15 protein-coding genes are annotated in these 16685 nt (G+C 59.8%); 6 read left to right on the forward strand and 9 right to left on the reverse strand.

The window, feature by feature from the left end; all coding sequences use genetic code 11:
* Positions 1 to 66: 66 nt before the first annotated feature.
* On the forward strand, positions 67 to 561 hold the full coding sequence (locus tag WM95_RS22440; RefSeq protein WP_029741394.1) for a PadR family transcriptional regulator: 495 nt from the start codon (positions 67 to 69) through the stop codon (positions 559 to 561).
* Here WM95_RS22440 and WM95_RS22445 read toward each other — a convergent pair.
* Positions 558 to 2117 carry a methyl-accepting chemotaxis protein gene (locus WM95_RS22445; RefSeq protein ID WP_063409589.1) on the reverse strand — a complete coding sequence of 520 codons (1560 nt, stop codon included), beginning with the start codon at positions 2115 to 2117 and terminating at the stop codon, positions 558 to 560. The two genes, WM95_RS22440 and WM95_RS22445, sit on opposite strands and share 4 nt — an antisense overlap.
* A 336-nt stretch (positions 2118 to 2453) precedes the next feature.
* A complete protein-coding gene (locus WM95_RS22450) occupies positions 2454 to 3974 on the reverse strand; it encodes a methyl-accepting chemotaxis protein (RefSeq protein WP_063409588.1) in 1521 nt (506 codons plus the stop codon).
* Positions 3975 to 4409: 435 nt separating this feature from the next.
* On the opposite strand from WM95_RS22450, the gene ygjG reads away from it, so the two are divergent.
* Complete coding sequence (ygjG, locus tag WM95_RS22455) at positions 4410 to 5789, forward strand: putrescine aminotransferase (RefSeq protein ID WP_023309267.1); 1380 nt, start codon at positions 4410 to 4412, stop codon at positions 5787 to 5789.
* Positions 5790 to 5829: 40 nt separating this feature from the next.
* Here ygjG and WM95_RS22460 read toward each other — a convergent pair whose 3' ends face one another.
* The gene (locus tag WM95_RS22460; RefSeq protein ID WP_063409587.1) at positions 5830 to 6432 is read right to left on the reverse strand and encodes a helix-turn-helix domain-containing protein; all 603 of its coding nucleotides are present in this window, start codon (positions 6430 to 6432) and stop codon (positions 5830 to 5832) included.
* A 42-nt stretch (positions 6433 to 6474) separates the two neighbouring features.
* On the opposite strand from WM95_RS22460, the gene WM95_RS22465 reads away from it, so the two are divergent.
* Complete coding sequence (locus tag WM95_RS22465) at positions 6475 to 7161, forward strand: B3/B4 domain-containing protein (RefSeq protein ID WP_063409586.1); 687 nt, start codon at positions 6475 to 6477, stop codon at positions 7159 to 7161.
* 12 nt (positions 7162 to 7173) lie between these two features.
* On the forward strand, positions 7174 to 8022 hold the full coding sequence (locus WM95_RS22470; RefSeq protein ID WP_059446171.1) for a dihydrodipicolinate synthase family protein: 849 nt from the start codon (positions 7174 to 7176) through the stop codon (positions 8020 to 8022).
* Between the two features lie 55 nt (positions 8023 to 8077).
* Here the strand turns inward: WM95_RS22470 and lsrG are convergent, their stop codons facing one another.
* Genes lsrG through lsrA form a run of 6 tightly spaced genes read right to left on the reverse strand, consistent with a single transcriptional unit; the run spans position 8078 to position 13763 of the window.
* A complete protein-coding gene (gene lsrG / locus WM95_RS22475; protein ID WP_008503162.1) occupies positions 8078 to 8371 on the reverse strand; it encodes a (4S)-4-hydroxy-5-phosphonooxypentane-2,3-dione isomerase in 294 nt (97 codons plus the stop codon).
* Positions 8368 to 9255, reverse strand: a complete 888-nt coding sequence (lsrF, locus tag WM95_RS22480) for a 3-hydroxy-5-phosphonooxypentane-2,4-dione thiolase (protein WP_045353994.1) — start codon at positions 9253 to 9255, stop codon at positions 8368 to 8370. Before lsrF ends, lsrG begins: the two co-directional genes overlap by 4 nt.
* Before the next feature lie 11 nt (positions 9256 to 9266).
* Positions 9267 to 10268 (reverse strand): autoinducer 2 ABC transporter substrate-binding protein LsrB, encoded by a 1002-nt coding sequence (gene lsrB / locus WM95_RS22485; RefSeq protein WP_063409585.1) that lies wholly within the window; start codon positions 10266 to 10268, stop codon positions 9267 to 9269.
* A 1-nt stretch (position 10269) separates the two neighbouring features.
* Entirely contained in the window at positions 10270 to 11247 is a 978-nt protein-coding gene (lsrD, locus tag WM95_RS22490) for an autoinducer 2 ABC transporter permease LsrD (RefSeq protein ID WP_045353999.1), read from the reverse strand.
* The gene (gene lsrC / locus WM95_RS22495) at positions 11248 to 12279 is read right to left on the reverse strand and encodes an autoinducer 2 ABC transporter permease LsrC (protein ID WP_063409584.1); all 1032 of its coding nucleotides are present in this window, start codon (positions 12277 to 12279) and stop codon (positions 11248 to 11250) included.
* Complete coding sequence (gene lsrA / locus WM95_RS22500) at positions 12276 to 13763, reverse strand: autoinducer 2 ABC transporter ATP-binding protein LsrA (RefSeq protein ID WP_063409590.1); 1488 nt, start codon at positions 13761 to 13763, stop codon at positions 12276 to 12278. The genes lsrC and lsrA overlap by 4 nt, the downstream gene beginning before the upstream one ends.
* Before the next feature lie 215 nt (positions 13764 to 13978).
* Here lsrA and lsrR point away from each other — a divergent pair, with 215 nt between their 5' ends.
* A complete protein-coding gene (lsrR, locus tag WM95_RS22505) occupies positions 13979 to 14947 on the forward strand; it encodes a transcriptional regulator LsrR (RefSeq protein ID WP_063409583.1) in 969 nt (322 codons plus the stop codon).
* Positions 14948 to 14981: 34 nt separating this feature from the next.
* On the forward strand, positions 14982 to 16577 hold the full coding sequence (lsrK, locus tag WM95_RS22510; protein ID WP_045354008.1) for an autoinducer-2 kinase: 1596 nt from the start codon (positions 14982 to 14984) through the stop codon (positions 16575 to 16577).
* Positions 16578 to 16685 lie beyond the last annotated feature (108 nt).

Here is a 16685-nt window from a genome sequence, read left to right on the forward strand (position 1 = left end):
ATCTTTTAGATTGCATCTGAATATATCTTAGATATAGTTTAGATATATCAAATTGAGAGAGCTACTATGCGACACGAACACGACAGCGGCGGGCGCCGACCGCGCTTTTTCGGCCATGGCGATCTGCGGCTGGTGATTCTGGATATTCTGACCCGCAGCGCGAGCCACGGCTACGAGCTGATCAAAGAGATCGAGAATCTGACTCAGGGGAATTACACCCCGAGCCCAGGCGTGATCTACCCGACCCTGGATTATCTTCAGGATCAGACCTTTATCACCATTACGGAAGAAGAGAACGGTCGTAAGACGATTACGATTACCGCTGAAGGACAACGCTGGCTGGACGAAAACCGGGAGCAGCTGGAACAGATCCAGGTGCGTATCAAAGCGCGTTCCGTCGGTTTTCAGCTGCGCAAAAACCCGCAGATGAAGCGGGCGCTGGATAACTTCAAAGCGGTGTTAGATCTGAAGGTGAATCAGGGAGAGCTCAGCGACGCGCAGCTCAAGCAGATTATCGGCGTTATTGACCGCGCGGCGCTCGAGATCTCCCAGCTGGATTAAGCCGGAGCGTGCTCGCTCACGCGGAAGACGCGCACCAGCTCCTTCAGGTGCATCGCCTGTTCGTTAAGCGATGCTGCCGCCGCGACGGACTCCTCCACCAGCGCGGAGTTCTGCTGGGTGGTGGCATCAATCAGGCCAATCGCGCTGTTAATCTGCGAGATACCTTCCGTCTGCTCGTGGCTGGCCTGGCGGATTTCGCGCAGGATCGCGTCCATCTCTTCCACGTTGCCGACCATCCCATTAATCAACGCACTCGCTTTTTCAACCAGGTTCATCCCGTCCTGGGTCTGGCTGGTAGAGCTCTCAATCAGCTCGCGGATTTCGCTGGCAGATGACGCACTCTTCTGGGCAAGCTGGCGAACTTCACCCGCCACCACCGCAAAGCCGCGACCGTGCTCGCCGGCGCGCGCCGCTTCCACCGCCGCGTTCAGCGCCAGAATGTTGGTCTGGAACGCAATGGCGTCGATCAGGTCGATAATGTCGGACATCCGGTTCGACGTTTCGTTAATCAGGCGCATTTTGCTGGTCACCTGCTTCATCATCTCGCCGTTGTTTTTAACCACCGTGGCGGCATCGGCCGAAAGGTTGGTCGCTTCCCCGGTATGCGAGGCGGTATTTTTCACCGTCGCGGTGATCTGCTCCATCGAGGCGGCGGTCTGTTCTACAGAACTTGCCTGCTCTTCCGTGCGCGCGGCCAGATCCTGGTTCCCGGCGACAATCTGCGCGGCTGCGCTGGAGATATTCTCCGAGCCGGTTTGCACCTGCTGCACGATGTCCAGCAGTCGCGTTTTCATCTCCATCAGCGCATGCAGCAGCAGACCCGTTTCGTCTTTGCCGTGTGGCGTGATGCTGCCCGTGAGATCGCCCTCAGAAATGGCTTTTGCAAAATGTACCGCCTCGCCGAGCGGACGAGTGATAGCGCGCACGATAAACCAGCCAATCAGGCTGCCTGCCGCAATGCTAAAGAGCGTGAGCAGGATCAGCAGCAGTCGGTTAGACCTGAAATCCCCTTCCACCTGCGCACCGGCACTTTGCATCTCGCTGTTTTGAATGGTAATCAGCTCCTTCACCTTCGCTTTATAAGCCTGCTGCACGGCGAGGGTGGTGGTCATCATCTCCTGAATAGCGCCCGCACGATTGTTGTTCTGCACCGCCTGCAAAATGCGGTAGCGCGAGTCCAGATACTGCTGGCGCACGCTGCGGATCTCCGCCAGCACCTGCTGAGACTTTTGATCCTGCAGCGCGTTGTTCAGCTCGCCCAGGATCACCGTGATGTGCTCGCTGATCTCTTTCAGGCGCTGCTGAGATTGCCCCGTATAGGTGCCCTGCTCGTCCAGCAGCATCAGCTGTTGAGTGCTAATAAATTCCTGGAAGTTATCGATTAACTGGTTCGCTTTTACCGTGGTCGGATAATCGCTGGTAATAATCGATTGCATCCCGTTATTAGCCCGGTTCAGGCTTATCAGAGACAGGCTCGCGCTGAGCGCCATCAGGACAATAAAGAACCCAAACGCCAGAAATAATTTCGTGCCGATCTTTACGTCATGTAAGAACATATTTTCTCCATCGATGTGATTATTTCTCAGACGATCGCTGTTATCGGTAACGATTTCGCTAACTTTATGAGTTTGATCGTTTTTTTATTTCATAACCGTCGCAATGGATAGGTAGAGACTATTAACATTGCTCCATCGATCGTTACCAGACCACCGGAGGGGTATTTTTCAAAATAGCGTTCTGGATAACTGACTTAGGCAGGGATAAATAACTGAGGCACTTTCTTTAGTTATTTAATATTAAATTAACAATAAAATACATTAATAGTCACAACCAGAAAATAAAAAGCCGTTTATTCCTTACGAAATAAACGGCTTTTTTAGAACATTACTGACTCAATGAAGCACAGTTACCGCATCCTTAAGGCGTCCGGCGCGGTGCTTCACCATCGCAGAAATGTGGGCGCTCTCTTCGACCAGGTCGGCGTTTTTCTGCGTGATGCTGTCGAGTTCGGCCACCGCGCGGGTCAACTCTGACAGTCCGGTTGCCTGCTCGGAGGTCGCGTGGCTGATCTGGGCGATAAGCTGCGTCACGTTTTTCACCTGCTCGACAATATCATCCATCGTGCGACCTGCGGCGTGAACCTGCTCAGAGCCGGACTGCACCTTGCTGGCGCTGGCATCAATGAGTTTACGAATATCATTGGCGGCACTGGCGCTTCGGCTGGCGAGATGGCGCACTTCGCCCGCGACCACGGCAAAACCTTTTCCCTGCTCTCCTGCCCTTGCCGCTTCAACCGCCGCGTTCAGCGCCAGAATATTGGTCTGGAAAGCGATATCGTTAATCAGGGAGGTAATCGAGCCAATTCGCTGCGTGCTGTCGGCAATGTCATCCATGGTTTTGACAACGGTCTGCATCGCGTTGCCCCCTTTCGTCGCCGCGCTGCTCGCGGCCACGGAGAGTTTATCCACCTCGGCGGCGGTTTCAGAGTTACTCTGAACGGAAGCGGCCATCTGGTTCATTGTCGCGACGGTCTGCTGCACGTTCGCCACGGTCTGACGCGTGCGAACGTTCAGATCTTCATTTCCCTGCGCCAGCCTGTCGCTGCCGTCACGGACGCTCACCACCTGGCTCGACACGTCATTGATTAACCAGCGGCACATCAGGCCCAGCTGCCCGACCGCGCGCAGCGTCAGCCCCAGCTCGTCGCTGCGGTTCAGATGCTGCACGCTGTTGCGCTCTCCGGTTGCGACCTTCAGGGCCTGTCGCGCCACATTCTCTACAGGGCGGACAATCTGCAGCTCAAACAGCAGTGTCCCCAGCAGCATGACCAGAGCGGCTGCGGCGAGCGGCATCCACCCGGCGGAGGTCGCGATCAGCGTGGCGGCGAGAACGGCAAAAAGCGCCGCCATCACGCTGCGCACGCGCCAGCGCAGCGGCATAGCCGGCAGTTTGCCCAGCCAGCCTTTTCCAACCACCAGCCCTTTATGAATACGTTTCTTACAGCTTCCGTCGTTCAGCGCCCGGTAGAGCGGCTCCACGGCGGCAATCTCTTCCGCTGTGGCTTTGGTGCGAATGGACATATAGCCTGTCACCTGCCCCTGGCGCACCATCGGCACCGCATTCGCACGCACCCAGTAGTGGTCACCGTTTTTGCGCCGGTTTTTGACAATTCCGCTCCACGGCTCGCCCTGCTGCAGCGTGTACCACATATCGGCAAACGCGGCTTTTGGCATATCGGGATGGCGCACCATATTGTGCGGCTGGCCCGTCAGCTCATCGAGCTGGTAGCCGCTCACCTGCACAAAGGTGTCGTTGGCGTGTGTGATGTAGCTGTGGACGTCTGTGGTAGACATTAAGGTAGTGTCATCGTCCAGAGGATATTCATTCTGGGTGACATAGGTTGGAGAGGACATCGTGGGCATCCCTTGCAGGTTATTTGAATGTTAATTTTGTGGGTCAATGTTTTTTCGGCGGTAAACAATTTATCTTTAGTTGTTAAACTTGATGAAGATCGCAGATTTGACTTAAACCATACTTTTTGTGCGATTTTATAATTCATTGATTTCAAATACTTTCGCAAAGAAATTACCTGTAAAGCATGACCAGTTAATGCCCACTTAAGTTGCAGCGAATGCACTTCTTTAGTGCAGATGCGGTTTTCCGCCCTCATTTATCCTTTCTGTCCTGTACCGCTAAATCCCGTTTCGGTTGCTCCGGCATGATTAAATATTGTGCAACATTATTTTAACCTGGCGTTTATCCCGATTTTCGTTAAGTCATCTGAAGTGGCGTAATCCCTGCAATACTTAAACCAGTATCATGTGATACGCGATCCCCGGGAGCACATTTTGAACAGGTTACCTTCCAGCGCCTCGGCTCTTGCCTGTACCGCGCACGCACTGAATCTCATTGAGAAGCGAACGCTCGATCATGAGGAGATGAAACAACTTAACCGAGAGGTCATCGATTACTTTAAAGAGCACGTCAATCCAGGTTTTCTGGAGTATCGCAAATCTGTTACCGCCGGCGGGGATTACGGAGCCGTAGAGTGGCAAGCGGGGAGTCTTAACACGCTTGTCGACACCCAGGGACAGGAGTTTATCGATTGCCTGGGTGGTTTTGGTATCTTCAACGTGGGGCACCGTAATCCAGTTGTGGTTTCCGCCGTACAGAATCAACTTGCGAAACAACCTCTCCATAGCCAGGAACTGCTCGACCCGCTTCGCGCCATGCTCGCGAAAACGCTGGCGGCCTTAACGCCCGGCAAACTGAAGTACAGCTTCTTTAGCAACAGCGGCACGGAATCGGTCGAAGCGGCGATTAAACTCGCCAAAGCGTACCAGTCGCCGCGCGGGAAATTCACCTTTATCGCCACCAGCGGCGCGTTCCACGGTAAATCTCTGGGCGCACTGTCTGCTACCGCCAAATCCACCTTCCGCAAACCGTTTATGCCGCTGCTGCCGGGCTTCCGCCACGTGCCGTTTGGCGACATCAACGCCATGCGCACCGTGCTGAGCGAATGCCGTAAAACCGGCGATGACGTGGCCGCGGTGATCCTGGAGCCGATTCAGGGTGAAGGCGGCGTAATCCTCCCTCCGCAGGGCTATCTGCCCGCCGTGCGTCAGCTGTGCGATGAGTTTGGCGCGCTGCTGATCCTCGACGAAGTCCAGACCGGGATGGGGCGCACTGGCAAAATGTTTGCCTGCGAGCACGAAAACGTTCAGCCGGACATCCTGTGCCTGGCGAAGGCGCTCGGCGGCGGCGTGATGCCGATTGGTGCGACGGTTGCGACTGAAGAGGTCTTCTCGGTGCTGTTCGACAACCCGTTCCTGCATACCACCACCTTTGGCGGTAACCCGCTGGCCTGTGCGGCCGCGCTGGCGACCATCAACGTGCTGCTGGAGCAAAACCTGCCCGCGCAGGCGGAGCAGAAAGGCGACATGCTGCTGGACGGCTTCCGTCAGCTAGGCCGGGAGTATCCGGACCTGGTGCAGGACGCGCGTGGCAAAGGGATGCTGATGGCGATTGAGTTTGTCGATAACGAAACCGGCTATAGCTTCGCGAGCGAGATGTTCCGCCAGCGGGTGCTGGTGGCCGGCACGCTCAACAACTCGAAAACCATCCGCATTGAACCGCCGCTGACGCTGACGATTGAGCAGTGCGAGCAGGTGCTGAAAGCGGCGCGTAAAGCGCTGGCAGCGCTGCGAATAAGTGTGGAAGAGGCGTAAAAAATCACCGGGCCTGCAGGCAGTTGCAGGCCCGGGTTTTTTAGCGGTGGAACTCCGCCACCGTCATGGTAAAGCGCAGAACGTTTTTTCCTCCATTGGCATAACCGTGCGCAGCTTCCGTTTTCGCCACCGCCGATTCGCCTGCAGCAACCTGCGTCACCGTCTCGTCCACCGTCAGCGTTAAAACGCCTTCGTTCACGTGCAGCAGCTCAAAGGTTCCCGCCGGGTGCCCCGGAGAGGTAAAGCGCTCTCCCGGCTGCATCTCCCACTGCCATAGCTCAATCATATCCGGGCCTGCCGTTCCCGCCAGCAGTCTGGCGCGTCCACCCTGTGCGCCCTGCCACAGCACCGGAATCGCGGACTCTTCGATAACATGCACCAGCGGCTCGCTGGAGACGTTGACGATATCCGCTACGGAGATGCCGAGCGCGGCGGCCAGCTTGCACAAGATGGCGATACTGGGGTTGGCTGCGCCCTTTTCGATCTCCACCAGCATGCCTTTACTGACGCTGGCCCGGCGGGACAGCTCGTCCAACGACAGCTTTTTCTCTTTACGCCAGTTGCGGATGCGGTTCGCCACGGCCAGGCTTACCTGGGCAACGTCGGCACCCGAATCAGTCATTATATTGACTTTAACAGTCATTGGTCACTACCATGGTATAAAACAGTCAATACAGGATTATTTATGTCTCTCGTTACGCCGTCAATAGATTCGCGTCTTGCCGGGATTGCCCCGGGCTTTCGGGCGCTGAGCATTCTGGTTGAAGCTGCGCCGATTACCCACCCGGAGGTTGCGCCCGCCGCGCTGGCGCAGGCCTGCCAGCAGATGTTGAATGATGATGTGCCGTGGGCTGATGCACATCTTTCAGACTGGGATGAGGTGTTTAAAGCCTTCGGCGCGAAACCGAAACGCACGCCCTGCTCGGCCTCCGCCCTGCGCAAGCGGGTACTGAAAGACGGTTCGCTGCCGTCGCTGGACCCGGTGGTGGATATCTATAACGCGGTAAGCATTCGCTATGCCATTCCGGTGGGTGGGGAAAATCTCGCGGCGTACTCGGGTGCGCCGCGCCTGACGCTGGCAGACGGCAGCGAGCCGTTTGATACCTTTAAGGAGGGAGAGCCGATGGTGGAATACCCGGATGCTGGCGAGGTTATCTGGCGAGACGACCTCGGCGTCACCTGCCGCCGCTGGAACTGGCGACAGGGAGTCCGTTCCCGTCTGGACAGCCAGGCACAATCTATGTGGTTTATTCTTGAAAGCCTGCCGTCAATGCCGCTTGCGGCACTGGAAGAGGCAGGAGAAGAGCTGGTCAACAACCTGCAGCGGCTGATGCCGGGAGCCACGGCTCGGGTTCAGCTGCTGACGCTGTAGGAGGACATCACGATGTTTCACGGGTTAAGCGCTTTTCCGTTAACCCCCCTGAAAGAGGGGACGTTTGACGAGCACTCCTTCATCAATCTTCTGCGCCCCGTGGTCGACGCTGGCGTGGATTCACTGGGCATTTTGGGCTCAACGGGAAGTTACGCCTATCTGACCGTTGAAAAGCGCGGTCGGATCGCACGCTGCGCGGTGGCGCATGCTGATGACATTCCGGTCATCGTCAGCATCGGCGCATTGCGGCTGGACGATATTCTGCGTCTGGCTGACGACGCGCAATCGGCAGGAGTCTCCGGCGTACTGCTGGCACCCGTGTCGTACCAGCGATTAACGGAAGACGAAGTGTTTCATCTCTATGAGACGGTGACCCGCCAGATCTCCGTACCGCTGTGCATTTACGATAATCCCGCCACGACTGGTTTTTCGTTTAGCGATGAACTGTTATTTGCCGCCGCGGCCCTGCCGAATATAGGGTCCATAAAGCTTGGCCGCGTGCCGGAGGACCTGTCGCAGGTACGCGCTCGTCTTCCGGATACCGTCACGCTGGGCATCGCCGGTGACTGGCGAGCGGCCTCCGCCCTGCAGGCCGGGTTTGACGTCTGGTACTCGGTGGTCGGCGGGTTGTTTCCGCAAACAGCGCTGGCGATTGCCCGTTCGAAAGAGTCGGCACAATCCGAGCGGCTGGAGCCGCTTTGGGCGCTGTTCCGCCATTATGGTAGTTTGCGGGTGGTAGCGGCAGCGGCAGAAATGCTGGGGAAAGTGGAAACGCCCGCGCTACCCTTCCCCCTTCAGGCTATTCAGGGTGAGCCGCGCGAAGCGCTTGCTGCGATACTTGCGGATCTGGTGCTGGCCTGAACAACGCCGGGTGGCGCTAGCGCTTACCCGGCCTACAAAACCTTTATAACGCCTGTTACTCCGGCAACAGCCCCACAAAACTGCGTTTCTTGCGCGGCTCCGACATCAGCTCCTCAAGCTTATCCACGCACGCCAGGTAGTGCGGGGTTTGCTTGTGCGCCAGCACCGCCTCTTCGTCTTTATAGGCTTCGTAGATAAAGAACCGGGTCTTCACCCTCGGGTCCTGCAATACGTCAAAGCGCAGGTTTCCCGGCTCCTGGATTGCCCCCTCGTGGTTGGCGCGAAACACCTCCAGAAATTCGTCCACCCGCTCGGGCTTGATGTTGATCTCAACCAGCGTCACGTTCATTTTGCTTCTCCCTGTTTCTCTTCCTGCCAGAACTGGAACGCATCGCGGGCGTTCCAGTTCTCGTGAACCACTTTTTTCACCGCCTTCAGCATGGCTAGCGGCGCGCTGGACTGGAAGATATTACGCCCCATGTCCACGCCGGACGCGCCCTGGTCGATCGCCCGCCAGCACATCTCCAGCGCCTCGTGCTCCGGCAGCTTCTTGCCCCCGGCGATCACAATCGGCACCGGGCAGCTGGCGGTCACTTTTTCAAAGCCCTCGTCCACGTAGTAGGTTTTGACGAACTGCGCCCCCATTTCGGCGGCGATGCGGCTGGCCAGCGAGAAATAGCGCGCGTCCCGCGCCATCTCTTTACCGACGCCCGTCACCGCCAGCGTCGGCATGCCGTAGCGCGCGCCCGCATCGACAAGCTTGATGATGTTGTTGATCGACTGATGCTCAAACTCGCTGCCGATATACACCTGCGCCGCCACCGCGCAGACATTCAGGCGCAGCGCATCTTCCATCGCCACCGCCACGCACTCGTTCGACAGCTCGCCCAGAATCGAGTTACCGCCGGAGGCGCGCAGCACCACCGGTTTGTTCGTCGCGGCTGGCACCTGGCTCCTGAGGATGCCGCGGGTGCACATCAGCACGTCGGTTTCGCCAAACAGCGGCGCGATGGAGAGATCGATGCGCTCAAGGCCGGTGGTCGGCCCCTGAAAGTAGCCATGGTCAAAGGCCAGCATCACCGTGCGGTTGCTCTGCGGGTTGAAGATGCGCGCCAGGCGGGACTGCATGCCCCAGTCCAGCGAGCCGCAGCCCTTCAGGGTGTAAGGCACATTCTTCTGCGGCGTGCCGATGCCAAAATCCTTGCCGTCTTTGATGTCGTCTAAATCAGCCATTTGCTCCCCCGTCAGAAATCGTATTTGCTGATGTTCTCTTTGGTGAACACCACCCGCTCCGGCAGCAGCACGATGCCGTTGCCCTTCGCCTCATACTGGTAGCCCTGCACGCTGTTCGGTTCGACCTTCAGCGCGCCGATATTTTTTACGTCCACGCTGTCGCCGACGTTAAGATCGCCTTTTTTCAGCAGGCGATCGGCGACATTGACCGCAATTTTGCCCTGTTGCACCACGTCCCACAGGCCAAAGGCTTTCACCGTGCCGCGCTCAACGTACGGTCGCATGACGTTCGGTGTGCTGAAGCCAACAATCGCCACCCCTTCCCGCTTCAGGTTTTCCGCCGCCTGCGCCGCCGCCGGCAGCGCGTTGGCGTCCGGGGCGATGATCGCATCCAGATCCGGATACGCTTTTAAGATCCCTTCGGCAGTCTGCAGGGATTTGGTGGCGTCGTTATAGCCAAACTGGGTCGTCACGATCTGCCACTGCGGATGATCTTTCTCGATTTTGGCCTTCGCCTCTTTCACCCACTGGTTCTGATCGGTGACGGTCGGGCTTGAGTAGAAGAACGCCACTTTAGCGTTCGGTTTGGTGACCTGCTTGCCCGCCATCTCAACCAGCAGGCCGCCCAGCTGTTCCGGCGTCCCCTGGTTGATGTAGATGCTGCGGCACTCCGGTTTGGTGTCCGAATCCCAGGTCAGAACCTTGACGCCGCGCTGCATCGCGCGCTTCAGCGCCGGACACAACCCATCCGGCGACACGGCGGAGACGATGATGGCGTTATAGCCCTGGTTGACGAAGTTATTGATGAGCTGCACCTGGCCGGAGACGCTCGGCTCGGTCGGGCCGTCGTAGGTCACGTCCACGCCGAGATCTTTCCCCGCCTCTTTCGCGCCGTTGCCGCCGCTGGTGAAGAACCCCACGCCCACCAGCTTCGGGATAAAGGCAATGCGGTCCGCCGCCTGCGCCGAGGCGAAGCTGAGGGCCATTGCCAGGACTATCAGTTTTGTTTTCATCTTACGCTCCGGATAGTTTTCTAAAGAGAGAACGCACCCACTCGCGGTGCAGACTCAGCGAACGTCCCATCACCACCACAACCAGCAGCGCCCCTGACAGCGCGCTCGACACCTGGTTAGGGATGCCGACCATCTGTAAACCCTGCTGCAGGTAGCCCACCAGCAGCGCCGCCAGCGCCGTACCGACAACCGAACCTGACCCACCGTAGATATTGGCCCCGCCCAGCACGGCGGCGGTGAGCGCAGGCATCAGCAAATCGCGCCCCAGATCCGAACGCGCGGAGCCGAAATAGGAGACCATCACCAGCGCGGCAATCGCCGAGGCCACGCCCACCAGCCCGTACAGCGCGTAGGGCATGCCGTTCACCGACAGCGCCGCATAGCGCGCCGCGCGCGGGTTTTGCCCGATCAAAAACAGGTGACGGCCAAAGCGCCCGCGGTGGGTAATCAGCCAGAAGAAAACGGTAATCACCGCGAACAGCACCAGCGGGATCGGCAGACCCAGCACCGTGAGGTTAGCGAACGCCGTGAAGCTGTCCGGGAAGCCGCCGATGCCCTCATAGCCCGTCGCGCCCGCCATGCCGGAGAGCAGCAGCGCGCCGCCGCCGTAGAGGTAGAGCGTGCCGAGGGTGATCACCAGCGGGCTGATGCCGGTGTAGTGAATCAGCGCGGCATTAAGTAATCCGCACAGCAGGCCGAGCAGCAGCGTCAGCGGAACGGCGACCGCCATCGGCCACCCCGCCTGCATCATCACGCCCAGCGCGATGGCGCACAGGCCGATGGTCGAGCCGAGGGAGATGTCGATCCCGCCGCTGACGATCACCAGCGTGAGCGGCAGCGCCACAATGCCGATGCAGATGAAGTCGCTGGTGCTGAACAGCAGCATGTTGATGTCGAGCATGCGCGGGTTGATGGCGCCAAAGAGCAGGATCTCCAGCACCAGCAAAATCAGCAGCGCGCTTTCCCAGTTAAGCCTCATTTACGCCACCTCTTTTTTGCGTTTGGGAAACGGGGTGACGTGCTTTCCCCCTTTGTTACCCGGCTGGAAGCGGCCGTACTTCAGCGCCCGCTGATGGCGTGCCAGCGCCTGGCGCAGGCGCCCGTCGAGCACCAAAACTCCCAGCAGCACCAGCCCGGCGATAAAGTCGTTCCACCACGCCGGGAGCCTGAACAGCACCAGCACGGTGTCAATTTGGGTCAGGAAGAAGGCCCCGAGCAGCGCGCCAACCAGCGTGCCCGTGCCGCCCAGCAGCGAAATCCCCCCGAGCACGCAGGCGGCGATGGCCTTCATCTCCAGCCCGCTGCCGGTCTGGTTGGGCACAAAACCAATCTGCGCGGCAAAGACGATCCCGGCGCAGGCCGCCAGCATGCCGTTCAGGGTAAAGGCGATCATGCGGGTGCGGTTCACCGCCACGCCCAGCTGGCGCGCGGCGGCGAGGTTATCCCCCACCGCGTAGAAATCACGCCCGAACGCGGTGCGCGACAGCGTCCATGCGCCCACGACGGCGATAATCAACACCAGCATGCCGAGCGGCGAAATGCCGATGGCGGCAGGCTCAGAGAGGGATTTCAGCCCGGGCGGCAGCCCCTCAATCCACTTTCCGCCGGTCCAGAGCAGCATCGCTCCGCGGTACAGCCCTAGCGTGCCGAGGGTGGCGACAATCGCCGGGATGCGCAGCCCCACCACCAGAAACCCGTTGAACGCCCCGGCCAAAGCGCCAATAGACAGCGCGAAGAGAATGGAAACCGAAAGGCTGTAGCCGCTGTTCAGCGCCACGCCGACGGCGATGGCGGACAGCCCGACGATGGAGCCGACGGACACGTCGATATTGCGGGTCAGCATTACCAGCGCCGCGCCGATGGCCAGCAGGATCAGGATTTGCGAGCTGGCGAAGATCATCCCCAGCGTCTGCAGGCTGAAGTATGACGGGTTCAGCGCCACCAGCACGGCGAACAGCGCCAGAATGGCGAGAAACGCGCTCAACTCGCGGTTTTTGAGTAAGGTCTTCATGATTGCCCTCCAAACGCCAGCGCCATCATCCTGTCGAGGCTGACGGCGTGGCGCGACAGCTCGCCGCTGAGCACGCCCTGGTGCATCACCAGCACGCGGTCCGCGAGCCCCGGGAACTCGTCGAGATCGCTTGAGATCATCAGCACCGCCACGTTCTGCGCCGCCACGCTTTTAAGCAGCTGATAGATGTCGGCGCGCGCCGAGACGTCCACCCCGCGCGTCGGTTCATCGACGATCAGTAATAAGGGGTTGGCCTCCAGACAGCGCGCCAGCAGTACCTTCTGCTGGTTGCCGCCGGAGAGCGTGCGCACGGTTTGATCCGCATGGTTGAGCTTGATCCCCAGCGCCCGGTGATAGCGCTCCACCACCGCAGACTCCCGCTTGCGCTGCTGCCAGAGCGACGGCTCGTTCAGCGCCACCGTGTTCCAGCGGATCGGCGCGTCGAGGAACAGGCCGGACACCTGCCTGTCTTCCGGCAGGTAGACCAGCCCTTTTTCCAGGCGTGAACTTACCGGATCGCCGGTGATCTCCTGGTTTTCCAGCCAGACGCGCCCACCGCGTACCGGCCGCAGGCCGTAGAGCGTTTCCGCAAACTCGGTGCGCCCGGATCCCACCAGCCCGGCCAGGCCGACGATCTCTCCGGCGTAGATCTCAAGGCTGAGATCGATAAACCCTTCCCCGGTGAGATCGTCAACGCGCAGCACCGGGAAATCCTGCGGCTGGGTGCGGCGGTTGCCCGGCAGCGCCAGCCACAGCTTTTGCGTATCGCTCAGGGATTTCTCCCGGCTCACCGGCGTCATGGCGGCGATCAGGGCGCTGTCGTCAAACTGCGCGGTTTCGCCGCTCAGCACCACCGCGCCGTCGCGCATCACCGAGACATGGCTCGAAAGCATGCGAATTTCCGGCAGCTTGTGCGAGATAAAGACAATCCCGACGCCGAGCGCCTGCAGGGCGCGGATCTGGCGGAACAGCCGCTCGGTTTCGCCGGGCGTGAGGGAGGCCGTGGGTTCGTCGAGGATCAGGATCCTCGCGTTGCGCATCAGACCGCGCAGGATCTCCACCATCTGCTGATCCGCCACCTCCAGGGTGCTGGCGGCGGCGTCGAGGTTAAGCTGACACTGCAGCTGCTGGAGCTTCTCCGCCAGCCGTTTTTCCCGATCGCGTTCGCGCGGCAGGCGGAACAGGATATTTTCCCGCACCGTCAGGTTGGGGAACAGCAGCGGCTCCTGCGGCACCAGATAAATGCCTAACCTGTGCGCCTGAGCGGGCGTGAGCCGCGCATATGACTGCCCCTCGACAGAAAGTTCACCGCTGTCCGGCGTTTCCACCCCGGCGATGATCTTCATCAGCGTCGATTTTCCCGCGCCGTTTCCGCCCATCAGGGCGTGCACCTGGCCCGCAAGCAGCGTGAAATCTATGCCTTTCAAGACCGGCACGCCTGAGAACTGCTTGCTAATATTCCGCGCGTCGAGAAGTGGTGTCATCATCGCTCCGATATTGAACAAATGATTTTTAGATTTAATAATGTTCAAAAGCGTAGACGGTGAACTATATTTACAACCGTGCAGGGATCACAGTTTTATCGATTGAGATACAGATAAAGCAGAAACGATCGAAAAGATCCGTTTTGTCGCGTGGCTCACACTTTCCCTTCGCGCCATCACGAACATATGATCTAAATTTTTATAAGAGTTCAACTATGAGCGATAAACGCACTGCGGAAGAAGGACGGTTTGCCGGGCTGGCACTGGCGGAAGAGGAACTCGTGGCGCGCGTGGCCTGGTGCTACTACCACGACGGATTAACCCAGAACGACATCGGCGAGCGGCTCGGGCTGCCGCGCCTGAAGATCTCCCGCCTGCTGGAAAAAGGCCGTCAGTCAGGGGTGATCCGCGTGCAGATTAACTCCCGCTACGAGGGCTCCCTGGCGCTGGAGACCGAGCTACAGCAGCGCTTTGGCCTGAAGCTGGTGCGCGTGATGCCCGCGTTAAATACACCGCCGATGAACGTGCGGCTGGGCATTGGCGCGGCGCAGTCGCTTATGGGCGTACTGGAGCCCGGCCAGCTGTTAGCAGTGGGGTTTGGTGAAACCACCATGAGCTGCCTGCAGCACCTGAGCGGCTTTATCAGCTCGCAGCAGATCCGCCTGGTGACGCTCTCCGGCGGCGTCGGGCCGTATATGACCGGTATCGGCCAGCTGGACGCGGCCTGCAGCGTCAGCATGATCCCCGCCCCGCTTCGCGTGTCATCCGCAGAGGTTGCCGGGATCTTAAAACGCGAGACCAGCGTGCGGGACGTGATCCTCGCCGCGACCGCCGCCGACGTCGCGGTGGTCGGCATTGGTTCAGTGAACCAGCGCCGTGACGCCACGATACTGCGATCCGGCTATATCAGCGAAGGTGAACAGCTGATGTATGCCCGCAAAGGCGCGGTCGGCGACATTCTCGGCTATTTCCTCAATGCCGAAGGCGAGTGCGTTGAGGAGCTGGAGATCCACAAAGAACTGCTGGGCGTCACGCTCGATGAACTGGCGCAGCTGCCCACCATCGTTGGCGTGGCCGGAGGAGAAGAGAAAGCCGATGCGATTTATGCCGCACTGAAGGGTCGCCGTATCAATGGCCTGGTGACGGAGGAGACGACAGCCCGCGCGGTGCTGGCCCTGACGTAACGGGCAGGCCCTGCGCTAACAACGAGGCAAGCTCATGAGTTACCTTTTAGCGTTAGATGCAGGGACAGGCAGCGTTCGCGCCGTTATTTTCGATTTACAGGGCAACCAGATTGCCGTCGGCCAGGCCGAGTGGAAGCACCTGAGCGTGGAGAACGTGCCGGGATCGATGGAGTTCGACCTCGAGACCAACTGGCTGCTGGCCTGCCGGTGCATTCATCAGGCGCTGGAACGTGCGCGCCTGAGCGCGGCGGATATTAAGTCTGTCGCCTGCTGCTCCATGCGCGAAGGGATCGTGCTGTATGACCGCAACGGCGAGGCCATCTGGGCCTGCGCCAACGTCGACGCCCGCGCCAGCCGCGAGGTGGCCGAACTCAAAGAGATCCACGACGATCGTTTTGAATCCGAGGTGTATGAGGTTTCCGGCCAGACGCTGGCGCTGAGCGCCATGCCGCGCCTGCTGTGGCTGGCGCACCATCGCCCGGATATTTACCGCAAGGCCGCGACCATCACCATGATCAGCGACTGGCTGGCGGCGAAGCTCTCCGGCGAGCTGGCGGTCGACCCGTCTAACGCGGGCACCACCGGCATGCTGGATCTCTTCTCCCGCGACTGGCGTCCGGCGCTGCTCGACATGGCCGGGCTGCGCGCCGATATCCTCTCCCCGGTGAAAGAGACCGGCACCGTGCTGGGCGCGATTACCAAAGAGGCCGCGCAGCAGAGCGGTCTGCGCGAAGGCACGCCGGTGGTGATGGGCGGCGGCGACGTGCAGTTGGGCTGTCTGGGGCTGGGCGTGGTCCGCGCGGGCCAGACAGCGGTACTGGGCGGTACCTTCTGGCAGCAGGTGGTCAATCTGCCGCAGGTGCGCACCGACCCCGACATGAACATCCGCGTGAACCCACACGTTATTCCCGGTATGGCGCAGGCGGAGTCGATCAGCTTCTTCACCGGGCTGACCATGCGCTGGTTCCGCGACGCATTCTGCGCCGAGGAAAAGCTGATTGCCGAGCGGATGGGGATGGACACCTATTCCCTGCTGGAAGAGATGGCGAGCCGCGTGCCGGCGGGCTCCCACGGGGTGATGCCGATCTTCTCCGACGCGATGCATTTCAAGCAGTGGTACCACGCCGCGCCGTCGTTTATTAACCTCTCCATCGACCCGGAAAAGTGCAACAAAGCGACGCTATTCCGCGCCCTGGAGGAGAACGCGGCGATTGTCTCGGCCTGCAACCTGGCGCAGATTTCGCGCTTCTCCGGCGTGACGTTTGAAAGCCTGGTGTTTGCGGGCGGCGGGGCTAAGGGCGCCCTGTGGAGTCAGATTTTAAGCGACGTCACCGGGCTGCCGGTGCGCGTGCCGGAAGTGAAAGAGGCAACGGCGCTCGGCTGCGCGATTGCCGCCGGCGCGGGCGCGGGGCTGTTTGCCGATATGGCCTCGACGGGCGAGCGGCTGGTGAAGTGGAGCCGCGAGTTCACGCCGAACCCGCAGCACCGCGAGCTGTACGACGGCATGATGCAGAAATGGCAGGCAGTGTACGCGGACCAGCTCGGGCTGGTGGACAGCGGGCTGACGACGTCGATGTGGCAGGCCCCGGGGCTGGTGCGGACATCCCCCTCACCCCGGCCCTCTCCCTAAGGGAGAGGGAGATTACGTCCCCTCTCCCCGTGGGAGAGGGTTAGGGTGAGGGCATCAGGCCACACCAATATTTGAATCCCATCACAATCACTGCATTCGCCTTTTCCC

Origin of the sequence: Enterobacter cloacae complex sp. ECNIH7 (assembly GCF_002208095.1) — a bacterium.
GTDB lineage: Bacteria > Pseudomonadota > Gammaproteobacteria > Enterobacterales > Enterobacteriaceae > Enterobacter > Enterobacter cloacae_M.

Excerpts from the sequence above, each read along its gene's own strand:
- WM95_RS22440 (WP_029741394.1), top strand. The coding sequence starts at position 67 with ATGCGACACGAACACGACAGCGGCGGGCGCCGACCGCGCTTTTTCGGC.
- WM95_RS22445 (WP_063409589.1), bottom strand. The coding sequence starts at position 2,117 with ATGTTCTTACATGACGTAAAGATCGGCACGAAATTATTTCTGGCGTTT.
- WM95_RS22450 (WP_063409588.1), bottom strand. The coding sequence starts at position 3,974 with ATGTCCTCTCCAACCTATGTCACCCAGAATGAATATCCTCTGGACGAT.
- WM95_RS22460 (WP_063409587.1), bottom strand. The coding sequence starts at position 6,432 with ATGACTGTTAAAGTCAATATAATGACTGATTCGGGTGCCGACGTTGCC.
- WM95_RS22465 (WP_063409586.1), top strand. The coding sequence starts at position 6,475 with ATGTCTCTCGTTACGCCGTCAATAGATTCGCGTCTTGCCGGGATTGCC.
- WM95_RS22470 (WP_059446171.1), top strand. The coding sequence starts at position 7,174 with ATGTTTCACGGGTTAAGCGCTTTTCCGTTAACCCCCCTGAAAGAGGGG.
- lsrG (WP_008503162.1), bottom strand. The coding sequence starts at position 8,371 with ATGAACGTGACGCTGGTTGAGATCAACATCAAGCCCGAGCGGGTGGAC.
- lsrF (WP_045353994.1), bottom strand. The coding sequence starts at position 9,255 with ATGGCTGATTTAGACGACATCAAAGACGGCAAGGATTTTGGCATCGGC.
- lsrB (WP_063409585.1), bottom strand. The coding sequence starts at position 10,268 with ATGAAAACAAAACTGATAGTCCTGGCAATGGCCCTCAGCTTCGCCTCG.
- lsrD (WP_045353999.1), bottom strand. The coding sequence starts at position 11,247 with ATGAGGCTTAACTGGGAAAGCGCGCTGCTGATTTTGCTGGTGCTGGAG.
- lsrC (WP_063409584.1), bottom strand. The coding sequence starts at position 12,279 with ATGAAGACCTTACTCAAAAACCGCGAGTTGAGCGCGTTTCTCGCCATT.
- lsrA (WP_063409590.1), bottom strand. The coding sequence starts at position 13,763 with ATGACACCACTTCTCGACGCGCGGAATATTAGCAAGCAGTTCTCAGGC.
- lsrR (WP_063409583.1), top strand. The coding sequence starts at position 13,979 with ATGAGCGATAAACGCACTGCGGAAGAAGGACGGTTTGCCGGGCTGGCA.
- lsrK (WP_045354008.1), top strand. The coding sequence starts at position 14,982 with ATGAGTTACCTTTTAGCGTTAGATGCAGGGACAGGCAGCGTTCGCGCC.